Source organism: Alkalibacterium putridalgicola (assembly GCF_900109825.1).
Taxonomy (GTDB): domain Bacteria; phylum Bacillota; class Bacilli; order Lactobacillales; family Carnobacteriaceae_A; genus Alkalibacterium; species Alkalibacterium putridalgicola.
Genome location: NZ_FOBL01000029.1, coordinates 1 through 11,935 on the forward strand (window position 1 = coordinate 1; position 11,935 = coordinate 11,935).

An 11,935-nucleotide genomic window follows, 5' to 3' on the forward strand; every position below is an offset into this window, starting at 1 on the left:
CGGTGTTTTGTGTCTGAGTGATGCCAATGATGCTCTCATTCGACGTACCCACGGTGATCCTTATATGAGCAATCCCAATCATCAATAATAACCGGTCTAAATTCAATAAGGTCTTGATCAGGCCCGCAGCCTGATCATTCATTCTTGAAGATCTTTTCAGTTTTTTCATTTTCACGTTGACACAGCAGCTGTATCATGTATATAATACAGCTAGCAGGTGTACTATCCACTTGATACACCTTGTATTTTTTTATCCTTAGTGTATTAAACATTTAATACAGTTGCTCGCTTACTCATTTACTTTTCTTGGAAAGGACTGAACCAGTTGAATGTAACCTTCAATAAAAGAGACCCGATCTATCTCCAGGTCATACAGTATTTCAAACGGCAGATCGTATCAGGAGAATTTGATCCGGGAGACGAAATGCCTTCACGAAGACAGCTGGCTAACCAGCTTAAAATCAACCCGAACACTGTCCAGCGGGCTTACAGCGAAATGGAGGAACAGCGCTTGATCTATACAGAACCCAATCGTCCGAGCCGAGTGACTGCAGACGCGTCGGTGCTCAATCAGTTAAAAAGAGAATGGCTGGATCAGGCGGTCAACACCTTTGTCTCTGCCATCGATCCCATCGACATTCCTTTGGATGACATCGTACATCTTATAGAGAAAAAAATGCATACAAGAAAGAAGGATACGCAATGATAGAACTTAAAAACGTACACAAGAGCTTTGGGCGTAAAAAAGTGCTCGACGGCATCTCTTTCACCGCCAACAAAGGCGAGATCACCTGTCTTGTCGGCGTCAATGGCGTTGGGAAAACAACGATCCTGAACGCCATAATGAACCTGACGCCTATTAAAAAGGGAGAAATAACCATCGACGGTGAAAAAATGAGTCCGGCTATGTACAATAAAGTCGCTTTTATTCCTGACGTTGCCATCATGCTGCCTCAAATGACTGTACATGAAGCCATGGACTTTATGAAAGATTATTACAGCAGCTGGAACTGTAAACGAGCGAAAGAAATCGTCCGCTTTTTCCGGCTGAACATGCCAGACAAAATCTCTGAACTGTCGAAAGGGAATCAGGCCAAAGTAAATCTACTTATGGGACTGGCTTTAGATGTGGATTATGTATTAATGGATGAACCTTTTTCAGGTATCGATATCTTCACCCGCGAACAGATCACGGAAGTCTTCAGCAGTCGCCTGGTTGAAGACCGTGGTGTCTTGATCACGACGCATGAAATCTATGACATCGAACATCTTCTGGATAAAGTCGTCCTTTTGGATAATGGTGTGATATATAAAGAATTCAATGCGGAAGAAATGCGTGAAACTGAAGGCAAATCAGTCGTCGACGTTATGAGGGAGGTTTATAATCAATGAAAAAATCACTACATACACTACTTAAATTAACGAATTTCGAAATGGAACGCTTGTCTAAATTTCTTTTCACATTGATGGGATTGACCCTGCTGCTCAACCTGGTTGGTTACATTTACACTCCTATGCAGCATATGGGAAAAATCAATGAATATATCACTCAAAATTCCGCCACGACCCAGCAGGCACTCGACGCGTTCGGCCGTTTCTCGTTCTACGATGTCACACAAACGCTCTGGATCGCCGGACCCATCGCGATTGGGGTCAGTGGTCTTCTCCTTTACTCTATTTTCATCTGGTATAGAGAGTGGTTCGGAAAAAACACCTTTGCCTACCGACTGCTTATGCTGCCGGTTTCGAGGATGAGTCTCTTCTTTTCTAAATTTATCACTATTTTCATTGGTATTTTCACACTAATTGCAACCCAGATGCTTTCACTCTTTATCGGTCACCCGATCGTGTCGGCTATTATCGAAAGTGCATACTTCAATGACATAGGTTTGATAGCGTCCATACAAATGAATCCCTTGTTCCTCTATCTTTTCCCATTGGATTTCAGTTACTTCCTGATGGTCAATGGAGTAGGAATCGTTGTCCTGCTTGTTTTATTTACCGTTATCCTGATGGAGAGAAGTTATTCATTCAAAGGCATTGCGATGGGTATTCTTTATGGAATAGCTGCCTTAAGTCTTGTGCTTTTCCCCTTCTTTATACCTAATCTGCTGAATAACCAGTATATACTGTATGATTCTGAACTGATGATCATAGAAATAGTTCTAATAGTTGCTGTTGGTGTTCTCTCGATCTTTACGAGCCACCACTTAATCAATAAAAAAATCACTGTATAGAAAGGATGGAAAAATGAATAAATACGTTAAATTAACGAGCCTCTTCCTGCTCATTGCTTTAACCTTCATCGGTTTCAGCATATATAAGGCCCAGGCTAGTTCACCTTATTCCCAAATGAAAGTCGTTACAACAGAAGGCAAGCCCGAGTATATAGAACCTGTCGATTTTTTTGGTTATGTCTCTCATTCTCAAAATTTTTCAAACAGCTCGACCATAGAATTTGACGAGGGTTCTTTTACCTATCTTCAAGAAAAACCATTTCTTAAACGTATGGATCACAGCTTCGATCCTAAATTAAATAACCTGGTCGATAACTACCGGACGTTTATGCGCGGAAAAAGCCGCCGTCCTGAACAATACACAGAAACAGATCAGCATCTCATCTATGCTGGATCAAAAACAGATGTGGATTGGAACAGTCCTTTCAATAATCAGATGACCATTTCTGTTTTAGATAAAGCCTCAGATGAAGAAGAAGCTTACTCTGTTACTATAGGGAGTGATAATGCTTATAATGACATCTATGCCACCTATATCGACTACCCGACCTTAACGATTTTTGTAAACAGAAGCGGTGTTTCCGACACTTCCCGTAATTTAGTCTACACATTCGATATAGAAAATCCGACAGAAGCGCTGACCGAGGTCGTCGATCTTTCAGGCTATCTGGATAAGAATGAAACATTATCTGTCAGTCAGCTGTCTGATAAAACTGAGCGCTATATCCCTCTCAAGACTGTCAGACAAACCGTTGTATCGGACTACGATTTCAGGACAGAAACGAGTGGTTACTTTGCCTATGATATGCAGGCACAAGAAGTGATCGAGATTCCTCCTTTTGAAGAAGAGACCCTTCTTTTCTCAGATAATGATACTATTTATGTGGGTAAACCCTTGAACGAAAGCATTGAATTGTATGAAATGAATCCAGATGATAAAGAAATGACCTTACTGGGCACATTGGAAATGGCCACACCGATAATGGGGCAGGAAGACAGTTCCTTTTATAGTGACCGCTTCAATCAAAGCGTTACGATTTTAGATGGCAAGTTGTATACTTATGGACAGGAGTACGTCGACGAGGTAAGTCGTCCGATCTTCCAGATCACGGATGTACACACACAGGAGACCCTCTTTAAAGGAACTGTAATGCCTAAGGATATGACAGAAGCTGGTTACACCACTATAGAAGTGATGGAATACAGGCTTGACCCTTCACGTAACTAGATCTATTTTCTCCCCTCTCTTATAAAAAAGAGAGGGATTTTTGTCTTTCAGCCGGTGCTTCAAGCTATTCTGGTAATTAGCAATATTACTTGTTATACTATGGAAAGTTAAGTGACAGTACAGAACTCTTATTAAAGAAAGAATGGATACTATATGACTAACGAAACGAGAAAGAAAATCAGAGAAAGCAAACGCATCGTCATCAAGGTGGGGACGAGCACGATCATGTACCCGAACGGGGCCATCAACTTGCAGCAGATGGAAAAACTATCCTTCGTGTTGAGCGACTTGTTGAATCAGGGTAAAGAAATCATTCTGGTTTCTTCCGGTGCCATCGGTGTCGGCTTGTCCCGCATGAACCTGACCAGACGTCCTGCAACGATACCCGAGCAGCAGGCAATCGCCTCTATCGGTCAGACTGAACTCATGAGTCTTTACAGCAAGTTCTTCTACCACTACGGTCACCAGATCGGCCAAGTCTTATTGACGAAAGATGTTACCGACTTCCCTGTGAGCCGAAGAAATACGGTCAATACTTTTGAACAGCTTCTGGTCAAAAATGTTATCCCGATCGTCAATGAAAATGATACGGTCTCTGTCGAAGAACTGGACCATCTAACGCGCTTTGGGGATAACGATACCCTGTCCGCAATCGTCCTTGAACTCACGGAAGCGGACCTTTTGATCATGCTCTCGGACATTGACGGCTTTTACGATAAGAACCCAATGAAACACGATGATGCCAAGCGTTTTGACGTCGTCAGCGAAGTGACAGAGGATATCCTTGATCTAGCACAGGATGCCACATCGAAATTCGGTACCGGCGGCATGATCACCAAACTGAATGCGGCCCAAATCGTCCTGGAAGCCGACAAACGCATGGTGTTAGCCAACGGATCGGACTTGACGGTTTTGTTCCGGATCTTAAACGGTGAAGACGAAGGAACCTTATTCTCGAAGGAATAAGAAGGAATAGACGGAAGGAGAATGACTGATGGAAACATTGATCGAACTCGGTAAACATGCAAAACAGGCTGAACGTCAGCTGGCTCAGGCCTCTTCTAAAGCAAAAAATGAGGCGCTGTTTTTAATGGCGGAAGGCCTTTTAAACGATACAGATAAGATAATCGAAGCCAATAAAAAGGACACAGAAGCCGCAAAAGAAAACGGCATCTCAGAATCCCTGCTGGACCGACTGACCTTGACGAAAGAACGGGTCGAAGCTATGGCTCAGGGACTGAAAGATATTGCCAAACTACCTGATCCGATCGGACTGGTCGAAAGCATGTGGACCAACGACGCCGGCCTTAGAATCGGCAAGCAGTCGGTTCCACTGGGCGTCATCGGTATCATTTATGAAGCCCGTCCAAACGTCACGTCAGACGCAGCCGGACTGTGCTTCAAATCCGGTAACGTCGTCATCCTGCGTGGCGGAAAAGAAGCGTTCAATTCAAATCTTGCTGTCGTGACCAGTCTCCGTGCCTCACTTAAAGGAAGCACTTTGCCTGAAACAGCGATTCAATTAGTCGAAGGCACGTCACGCGACTCGGCCAACGAAATGATGAAGCTGAACCGTTATCTAGACGTTCTGATCCCCCGCGGCGGAGCCAACCTGATCAAAGCGGTCGTTGAAAATGCAACGGTGCCGGTCATTGAAACTGGAACGGGGAACTGTCACGTCTATATCGACCAGTCCGCCCAGCTTGATATGGCTAAAGACATCATCGTCAATGCCAAAACAGATCGTCCGTCCGTTTGTAATGCGGCTGAGACTCTATTGATCCATAAAGACGTCGCAGAAGACTATCTTCCCGTCATCGAAGAAGCTCTGAATGAATGGAAGGTCGAACTTCGTGCGGACGAAGGCGCTCAGAAACACCTGAAAGCTTTCACCCCTGCGACAGAAGCCGACTGGGAAACAGAATATCTGGATTATATCCTGGCTGTTAAAGTCGTTGATTCTTTAGATGATGCCATCGAGCACATCAACACATACAGTACCGGTCACTCGGAAGCGATCGTGACGAACGATTACTTTGCCGGCCAGCGTTTCCACCGTGAAGTGGATTCTGCAGCGGTTTACGTCAATGCGTCAACGCGCTATACCGACGGCTTTGAATTCGGCTTCGGTGCAGAGATCGGCATCAGCACGCAGAAACTGCATGCCAGAGGGCCAATGGGACTGCCTGAACTGACCTCTTCCAAATACATCATCTTTGGTGAAGGACAGGTTCGTTGATTTTCTAACTCAATACTCAAAATAGACAGCTCAGAGCTGTCTATTTTTTTATCCTGAAAAAGCACCCGTTTAATTTGTGAACAGATGAAAGCATTTACTTCTTATTTGTAACCGGTATTTTCAGAAAACACCTTACACATCACTATTTGTTGTAGGTCCCAAGGTTAAAATATGGTATGCTTTTATCTTATGAGCTTTGTTGTTAATCAAAGCACCGGAGAAGGAGTAGATAACATGCAATTTATTAAAGACAGGAAAACCGGCACATTCAATCCGATACAACTGCTGGTCGAAAACAAGAAACTACTGAAAGATGACTTTCTTTCAGGTCTGACCGTCGCATTAGCACTGATTCCAGAATCCATCGCTTTCGCCTTTGTAGCTGGGGTCAGTCCGATATTGAGCCTGCAGACGGCCGTGATGATCGGTTTTGTCGCAGCAATATTCTCAGGGCGACCAGGTATGATCAGTTCTTCCACTGCCGCTATTTCAGTGGTGTTCGCTTCACTGATCGCCGTCCATGGCCTGGAGTACTTATTCGCCACCGTCGTTTTGATGGGAATCCTTCAGATACTCATAGGTGTCCTGAAACTCGGCAAGTACGCCCGGATCATCCCCTATCCTGTCATGCTCGGCTTCTTGAATGGCTTGTCTATCGTGATTTTCCTCTCACAATGGGACCTATTCAAGGTCAACCAGACGTCAGTCGTCAATGGGAGCGAAGTCATGCAGTCCGTCTGGCTGCCCGGCCCTCAGATCGCACTCATGCTGTTCTTTGTCGTCCTGACCATGCTCATCATCCACTTTGTTCCTAAACTTACCAAGGCGATCCCTTCCAGTCTGATAGCGATCATTATCATGACCGTTATCGCAGTTGCCATGAGTCGTAATGGTATCCATCTTCAGAACGTACAGGACTTTGCTGGAATGGAAATCAGCGGCGGCTTCCCTCGCTTCCATCTGCCAATGGTGCCGATCAATCTGGAGACGCTGCGCATTATTTTTCCTTACGCAGTGATCGGTGGGCTCGTCGGCTTGGCCGAAGCCGTCTTGACCCTGCAAGTCATTGATGAAATGACCAACACACGCGGCCGTACGAATAAAGAGATCGTTGCTCAGGGAATCGCGAACCTCGTCAACGGCTTTTTCGGCGGCATGGGCGGAGACGCCATGATCGGTCAGTCCATCATCAATATCAAATCCGGCGGTAGAAGTCGTATCTCAGGACTTGTTGCGGCATCTGCTCTGATGTTTTTCATCATGTTCGGTTCTGCCTTTATCAATGCCATTCCCTTGGCCGGTTTAGTCGGCGTCATGTTCATGGTCGTCATCGGTACATTTAAATGGGAAAGCCTGCGCTATAAGAATAAAGTCCCAGCCCAGGATATCCTGGTTATCGTGGTCGTCTCACTCATCACTATTTTCGCAGACCTGGCTACCGCAGTCATTGTGGGCGTCGTCGTTTCTGCATTGATCTTTGCCTGGGAAAAAGGGAAAGTGATCTATGCCAATGTTGAAGAGACCGAAGCCGGCGAAAAAATGTATAAAATCAATGGAACGATCTTCTTTGGCTCGGTGCTGAACTTTAAAGATATCTTTGATTTCGATAATGATCCGGACGACGTGGTGCTGGATCTGAAATATGCCAAAGTATCCGATTATTCGGCGGTCGAAGCCATCAGTTCGATAACGAAGCGCTACGCCGAACAGGGTAAAACCTTTAGAATCGTCCGACTCAGCGATGACTGCAAGAAACTGTTCCGCAACGCAGACGTTCTGGCCTCTGTCCATATCGATGATGTGGATACTGACCTGATCGAGTTCCCATATGTATAATTGATTATTTTGATAAACCCGACAGGATCCTCAGATTCTGCCGGGTTTTTTCATTATTGTATAGGGTGCTGTTTCCACCGAAACAGCTTCAATCCTCGGGTCGGTGGAAGTGATTTTTGTTATTCCTGTTCGTCAGCCGGCACAACTTGAATCCACAAAGACTAAAAAGCATGCAGTGGCTCTGAGCCAGTGCATGCTTTTCCATATCCTCTTCTTTTTACCATTTTCTGACGTAGACGTGTTCCCCTTCAACGACGCCTTCTTTGACAAAGTCAAACGATTCATACAGCCGGATCGCCTTGTCGTTTTCCGGTTCCACGCCCAGTCTCACTTCATTAACTGTTTCATCCGGTCTAAAATCCCTCAAAAAGAGCGTGAGAGCCTGTCTGCCTAAACCCTGGCCCTGTTTGTCCTTATCGATCATAAAGCGTTCCAGCCACCAGGAAGCGATGGGGTACGCTTTATCTGCCGGATAATAGCTGCACATGATGAAGCCGACAGGATCTCCGTCGTGGTAGACGGCAAACGGATATTTGTCGCTCTCGTAATTGGCTTCAAGCAGGGACAGCCAGTTCTGGGCAACATACTTTTCCTGATGGGGATGGACTTTGAGATCCACCACCATCAGATAGTTATGTTTCGTTACAGGTTTCAGTTCCATCATACGCGTCACTTCACTTTATGTTTAAGAGATTTACTTGAAATAGTTGATGCCCATCGCTTCTTTGACTTCGTCCAGCGTTTGAGCTGCAACGGCTTCCGCTTTCAGACTGCCCTCTTTCAGCATTTCAAGGACGGCGCCTCTGTCTTGGGCAAAGGCTTCACGACGTTCACGGATCGGTTGAAGTTTCGCCTGCAGGACATCGTTCAAGTAACGCTTGATCTTCACGTCGCCCAGACCGCCTTTACGGTACTGGTCTTTCAGCTCCTGAACTTTTTCCTTGTCGTCATCGAATACATCCAGATAGGTGAAGACGACATTGCCTTCGACCTGACCGGGGTCTTCCACACGGATATGATTCGGGTCCGTGTACATCTTCATGATTTTCTTCTGAATCTCATCGGCGCTGTCGGAAAGATAAATGCCGTTGTTCAGTGATTTACTCATCTTTCCTTTGCCGTCGATACCGACTAAGCGGCCTGAGCCTTTTGCCGGCAGGATGATATCCGGCTCGACCAGAACGTCTTTTCCGTAGGTGCGGTTAAAGTCGCGCGCCACTTCGCGTGTCTGCTCGACCATCGGTTTCTGATCTTCACCGACAGGCACATGTGTCGCTTTGAATGCCGTGATATCGGCGGCCTGACTGACCGGATACATGAAGAAGCCGGCAGGAATACTTTCGTTGAAACCTTTTTCCAATATTTCCGATTTAACTGTCGGGTTACGCTGCAGACGCGCAACTGTGACCAGGTTCAGGTAATACATCGTCAATTCAGGAAGCTGAGGGATCTGGGACTGCACGAATATCGTGGTCTTCTTGGGATCCAGGCCAACTGCCAGATAGTCCAGCGCTACTTCCACTAAGTTCTGCTGTACTTTTTCAGGATTTTTCGCGTTGTCGGTCAAAGCCTGCTGATCGGCGATCATGACAAAGACTTTAGTGTTTTCATCTTCCTGCAGTTTCAAACGGTTCTGCAGTGAGCCGACGTAATGACCAAGATGCAGTTTCCCGGTCGGACGGTCTCCGGTTAATATGATTCGTTCCATGTTTAATAATCTCCTCTAATTTATCTGATTGGTTTAATTGTATCTTAATTAGGGCTGAAAAAAAAGGAGAAAAAGCCTCTTCTCCTTTCTCTCGTGCTTATTCTGGTAAGCTTCTTTCCACTTACATCATCCTTATGCGCCTTATTTATTGAACCCCTTTTTCATCCACCAGGCATTCAAAGCAATGAGTGCCACTAAGACACCCCATTCTGCATAAGGGACAAAGGACTGAAGCAGGATCATAGCTAATGAAATCACGAATACCGGTATAAAGAAAATGAGACTGGCCATGCAGCCCTGATTGGCTTCCGATGCGGCGTACTTTCTGGAAAACGGCAGCCCCTGACTGGACCGTTTCATCTCAAAGTATAGAATGGCGCTCATGAGTAAAAAGCCGTTCAGCAGCTGGACACTGTAAATAAATCCCGTCAATATGACGATCAGAAGACTGATCAGGCCATACATCGGGAACAGGATCTTGACCAGCATCACTTTCGTCACCGCTCGCAAGAAAGGACCCTTGGCATGCTTTGGACTTAATTCAAAGAGCCATCTCCCTTTATAATTCACAGAAAACTGTGTGGCTACAGCAATCATCGGGATGGCAAGCATCGTAAAATACGGCAGATATAAAAAGGTTTGTGTATTCTGACTGGTGATCGGCTGATCGCCTCTCAAACTTGAGAAGAACATGAACAGCGGAAAGATCATCGCGCTGGCTATCGACGGATATAAACGCGTCTTGAACTCCCGCTCATTTTTCGTCAGCTGCCAGGTGAAGTGGTAATAGGCCTTTTCCAGTGAACTAAAACTCAGCAACTTCGCTGTGCCGTTCTCCAGAAAAGAACGACTGGACAGCTTGGCTTTTGCCTTGTCCATCTTCTGAAGATTGCTGTCTATTTTATCACTGTTTAAATTATAAAGAATCCCGATAGCAACGGTTCCCGCAATCAGAAAGAGTGTGTAAACGATATAGACGGTTTGAATGCCTTCCTGCAAGAGACCGAACGGGGCTACGAACCACATCGGAAACAGCAGGGCATGGCCCACTGACAGGTTCATTTCAACCAGGAAGGTTTCTGGATCGATGACCTCAAAAATCTGTCCCATCAGGTAATACCCCATGACCATAAATATGGACACACCGATCTGGCTGTAGGCAATGATGTTCTTCAGCTTTTCCCCGTCAAAGTGCTTCAGGACGGTTGAGTACATGATGATCGTCAAGCCGAGTGCCCATAATGAAGATAGAAACGTCAGGAAGATAATGAGGAGACCAGCCAGGATGCCATTGAAGTAGAAGGTCGCCAGCATGACGGCCAGCCCCACGGCAAAGGTGAACGATACGAGATAAATGCCGATATGCGTCGCTTTGGCTGCTCCGATGGTCTTTTGCGAGACCGGCTTCGTCCCGATCAGTTCAGCGTCTTTTGTATCCAGCAGGATGTTGGAAAAATTCGCCAGCATCGTCGAAAACAGCATGATGAAGATGTAGCTGAAATAAGTTGTGTACTGGAAGACCCAGTTGTCATAGACAAACAGGAACAACAGAAACACACTGATGATCGCATAGACCCACAAGCTTGAAAAGAAGTGATTCTTCTCTTCGTTTTGCTTGGCATTGGATCCCATGCCCTGGATGACGGCTTCCTTCCGGCTGTCCATCGTCATCTTCATTTCAAGTATAGTCCGCATCTGCCGGTAGTCGACGCCGACTTTGCTGTACAAAGGAGCCAGCTGATCGATCAGTTTCAGATAGACCGGTTCTTTTGCTTGTTCCCCCGTGCCGAACACATTACGCATCATGCGTGATTTCCCCTTTCATCCCTTTAAGGAACTGCTCTGCCAGGGCTTCATGCTGGTCAAAGCCGGTCAGGGTATTGAAGAGCTGCTCGAGTGTCCCGGCCGCTTCTTTTTTCAGTTCACTGAACGGTCCGTCTGCGACCACATGACCGTCGTGCAGGATCAGGATCCGGTCACTCAACTTTTCAACGGTATCCATGACATGAGAAGAATAAAAAATCGTCTTGCCTTCCTGTTTCAGTTTGGCTAACAGTTCCTTGATGATCTGCACACTGTTGGCATCCAGACCACTCAGCGGTTCGTCCCAGAACAAAATATCCGGATCATGGATCAGACTGGATATGATCAGCACTTTCTGGCGCATCCCCTTGGAAAAGCTGGACAGACGTCCATGAAAAGCGTCTTTGATGCCTAGTGCATCCATCATCTGCACGGCTCTTTCAACGATCTCCTTCTCTTCCATTCCGTACAGTTCACCGACAAACAGCAGATATTCTTTCGCTGTCAGCGTTTCATACAGTTCCGCATTCTCGGGGACATACCCGATACGCGCTTTATACGTCACATCGTTCGGGTCAAGCGGCTGATCGAACAGCCTTATAGTTCCCGCGTCTTTTTTCAGCATACCTAAAATTATTTTTACGGTGGTGCTTTTTCCCGCACCGTTCGGGCCTATGTAGCCGATGATCTCACCGGGCATCACGGAAAAGGTCACGCCTTTAAGTACCGGTGTCCCGTCAAACTGCTTGGTTACATCGACTAATTCTACGATTGGTTTCATATACTTCTCCTTCGATTCACTTTGACCCTAGTTTATCATAAATCTCACAGTTGTAGCCTTCATAATATGATTCCAGACTGAATTGTGCTAGTCTATACTTAAA

At 45.8% G+C, this 11,935-nt stretch carries 11 protein-coding genes; 7 read left to right on the forward strand and 4 right to left on the reverse strand.

All coding sequences use genetic code 11. The features are described 5' to 3' along the window. The first annotated feature begins 325 nt into the window (after positions 1-325). The 7 genes from BMX84_RS09415 (at position 326) to BMX84_RS09445 (ending at position 7,540) form a co-directional block, all read left to right on the forward strand. On the forward strand, positions 326-706 hold the full coding sequence (locus BMX84_RS09415) for a GntR family transcriptional regulator (protein ID WP_091489188.1): 381 nt from the start codon (positions 326-328) through the stop codon (positions 704-706). After that, positions 703-1,392, forward strand: coding sequence for an ABC transporter ATP-binding protein (locus tag BMX84_RS09420; RefSeq protein WP_091489190.1), 690 nt, complete (start codon positions 703-705; stop codon positions 1,390-1,392). The genes BMX84_RS09415 and BMX84_RS09420 overlap by 4 nt, the downstream gene beginning before the upstream one ends. Then, complete coding sequence (locus BMX84_RS09425) at positions 1,389-2,237, forward strand: hypothetical protein (RefSeq protein ID WP_091489191.1); 849 nt, start codon at positions 1,389-1,391, stop codon at positions 2,235-2,237. The genes BMX84_RS09420 and BMX84_RS09425 overlap by 4 nt, the downstream gene beginning before the upstream one ends. Positions 2,238-2,250: 13 nt before the next feature. Further along, positions 2,251-3,465 (forward strand): hypothetical protein, encoded by a 1,215-nt coding sequence (locus tag BMX84_RS09430; RefSeq protein WP_091489193.1) that lies wholly within the window; start codon positions 2,251-2,253, stop codon positions 3,463-3,465. Between the two features lie 153 nt (positions 3,466-3,618). Next, positions 3,619-4,431, forward strand: a complete 813-nt coding sequence (proB, locus tag BMX84_RS09435) for a glutamate 5-kinase (protein ID WP_091489195.1) — start codon at positions 3,619-3,621, stop codon at positions 4,429-4,431. 28 nt (positions 4,432-4,459) lie between these two features. Further along, on the forward strand, positions 4,460-5,704 hold the full coding sequence (locus tag BMX84_RS09440; RefSeq protein WP_091489196.1) for a glutamate-5-semialdehyde dehydrogenase: 1,245 nt from the start codon (positions 4,460-4,462) through the stop codon (positions 5,702-5,704). A 234-nt stretch (positions 5,705-5,938) separates the two neighbouring features. Then, complete coding sequence (locus BMX84_RS09445) at positions 5,939-7,540, forward strand: SulP family inorganic anion transporter (RefSeq protein ID WP_091489198.1); 1,602 nt, start codon at positions 5,939-5,941, stop codon at positions 7,538-7,540. A gap of 217 nt (positions 7,541-7,757) precedes the next feature. Here BMX84_RS09445 and BMX84_RS09450 read toward each other — a convergent pair whose 3' ends face one another. The 4 genes from BMX84_RS09450 to BMX84_RS09465 all read right to left on the reverse strand — a co-directional run bounded on the left by BMX84_RS09450 (position 7,758) and on the right by BMX84_RS09465 (position 11,832). After that, positions 7,758-8,204, reverse strand: coding sequence for a GNAT family N-acetyltransferase (locus tag BMX84_RS09450; RefSeq protein ID WP_091489199.1), 447 nt, complete (start codon positions 8,202-8,204; stop codon positions 7,758-7,760). A gap of 30 nt (positions 8,205-8,234) precedes the next feature. After that, complete coding sequence (gene trpS, locus BMX84_RS09455; RefSeq protein WP_091489201.1) at positions 8,235-9,248, reverse strand: tryptophan--tRNA ligase; 1,014 nt, start codon at positions 9,246-9,248, stop codon at positions 8,235-8,237. Positions 9,249-9,389: 141 nt separating this feature from the next. Further along, complete coding sequence (locus tag BMX84_RS09460) at positions 9,390-11,054, reverse strand: hypothetical protein (RefSeq protein WP_091489202.1); 1,665 nt, start codon at positions 11,052-11,054, stop codon at positions 9,390-9,392. After that, the gene (locus BMX84_RS09465) at positions 11,044-11,832 is read right to left on the reverse strand and encodes an ABC transporter ATP-binding protein (protein ID WP_091489204.1); all 789 of its coding nucleotides are present in this window, start codon (positions 11,830-11,832) and stop codon (positions 11,044-11,046) included. The genes BMX84_RS09460 and BMX84_RS09465 overlap by 11 nt, the downstream gene beginning before the upstream one ends. Between the last annotated feature and the right edge of the window lie 103 nt (positions 11,833-11,935).

Bases quoted from the DNA above. Each gene is read 5' to 3' on its own strand.
- BMX84_RS09420 (WP_091489190.1), top strand. From the start codon at position 703: ATGATAGAACTTAAAAACGTACACAAGAGCTTTGGGCGTAAAAAAGTG.
- BMX84_RS09425 (WP_091489191.1), top strand. From the start codon at position 1,389: ATGAAAAAATCACTACATACACTACTTAAATTAACGAATTTCGAAATG.
- BMX84_RS09430 (WP_091489193.1), top strand. From the start codon at position 2,251: ATGAATAAATACGTTAAATTAACGAGCCTCTTCCTGCTCATTGCTTTA.
- proB (WP_091489195.1), top strand. From the start codon at position 3,619: ATGACTAACGAAACGAGAAAGAAAATCAGAGAAAGCAAACGCATCGTC.
- BMX84_RS09440 (WP_091489196.1), top strand. From the start codon at position 4,460: ATGGAAACATTGATCGAACTCGGTAAACATGCAAAACAGGCTGAACGT.
- BMX84_RS09445 (WP_091489198.1), top strand. From the start codon at position 5,939: ATGCAATTTATTAAAGACAGGAAAACCGGCACATTCAATCCGATACAA.
- BMX84_RS09450 (WP_091489199.1), bottom strand. From the start codon at position 8,204: ATGATGGAACTGAAACCTGTAACGAAACATAACTATCTGATGGTGGTG.
- trpS (WP_091489201.1), bottom strand. From the start codon at position 9,248: ATGGAACGAATCATATTAACCGGAGACCGTCCGACCGGGAAACTGCAT.
- BMX84_RS09460 (WP_091489202.1), bottom strand. From the start codon at position 11,054: ATGATGCGTAATGTGTTCGGCACGGGGGAACAAGCAAAAGAACCGGTC.
- BMX84_RS09465 (WP_091489204.1), bottom strand. From the start codon at position 11,832: ATGAAACCAATCGTAGAATTAGTCGATGTAACCAAGCAGTTTGACGGG.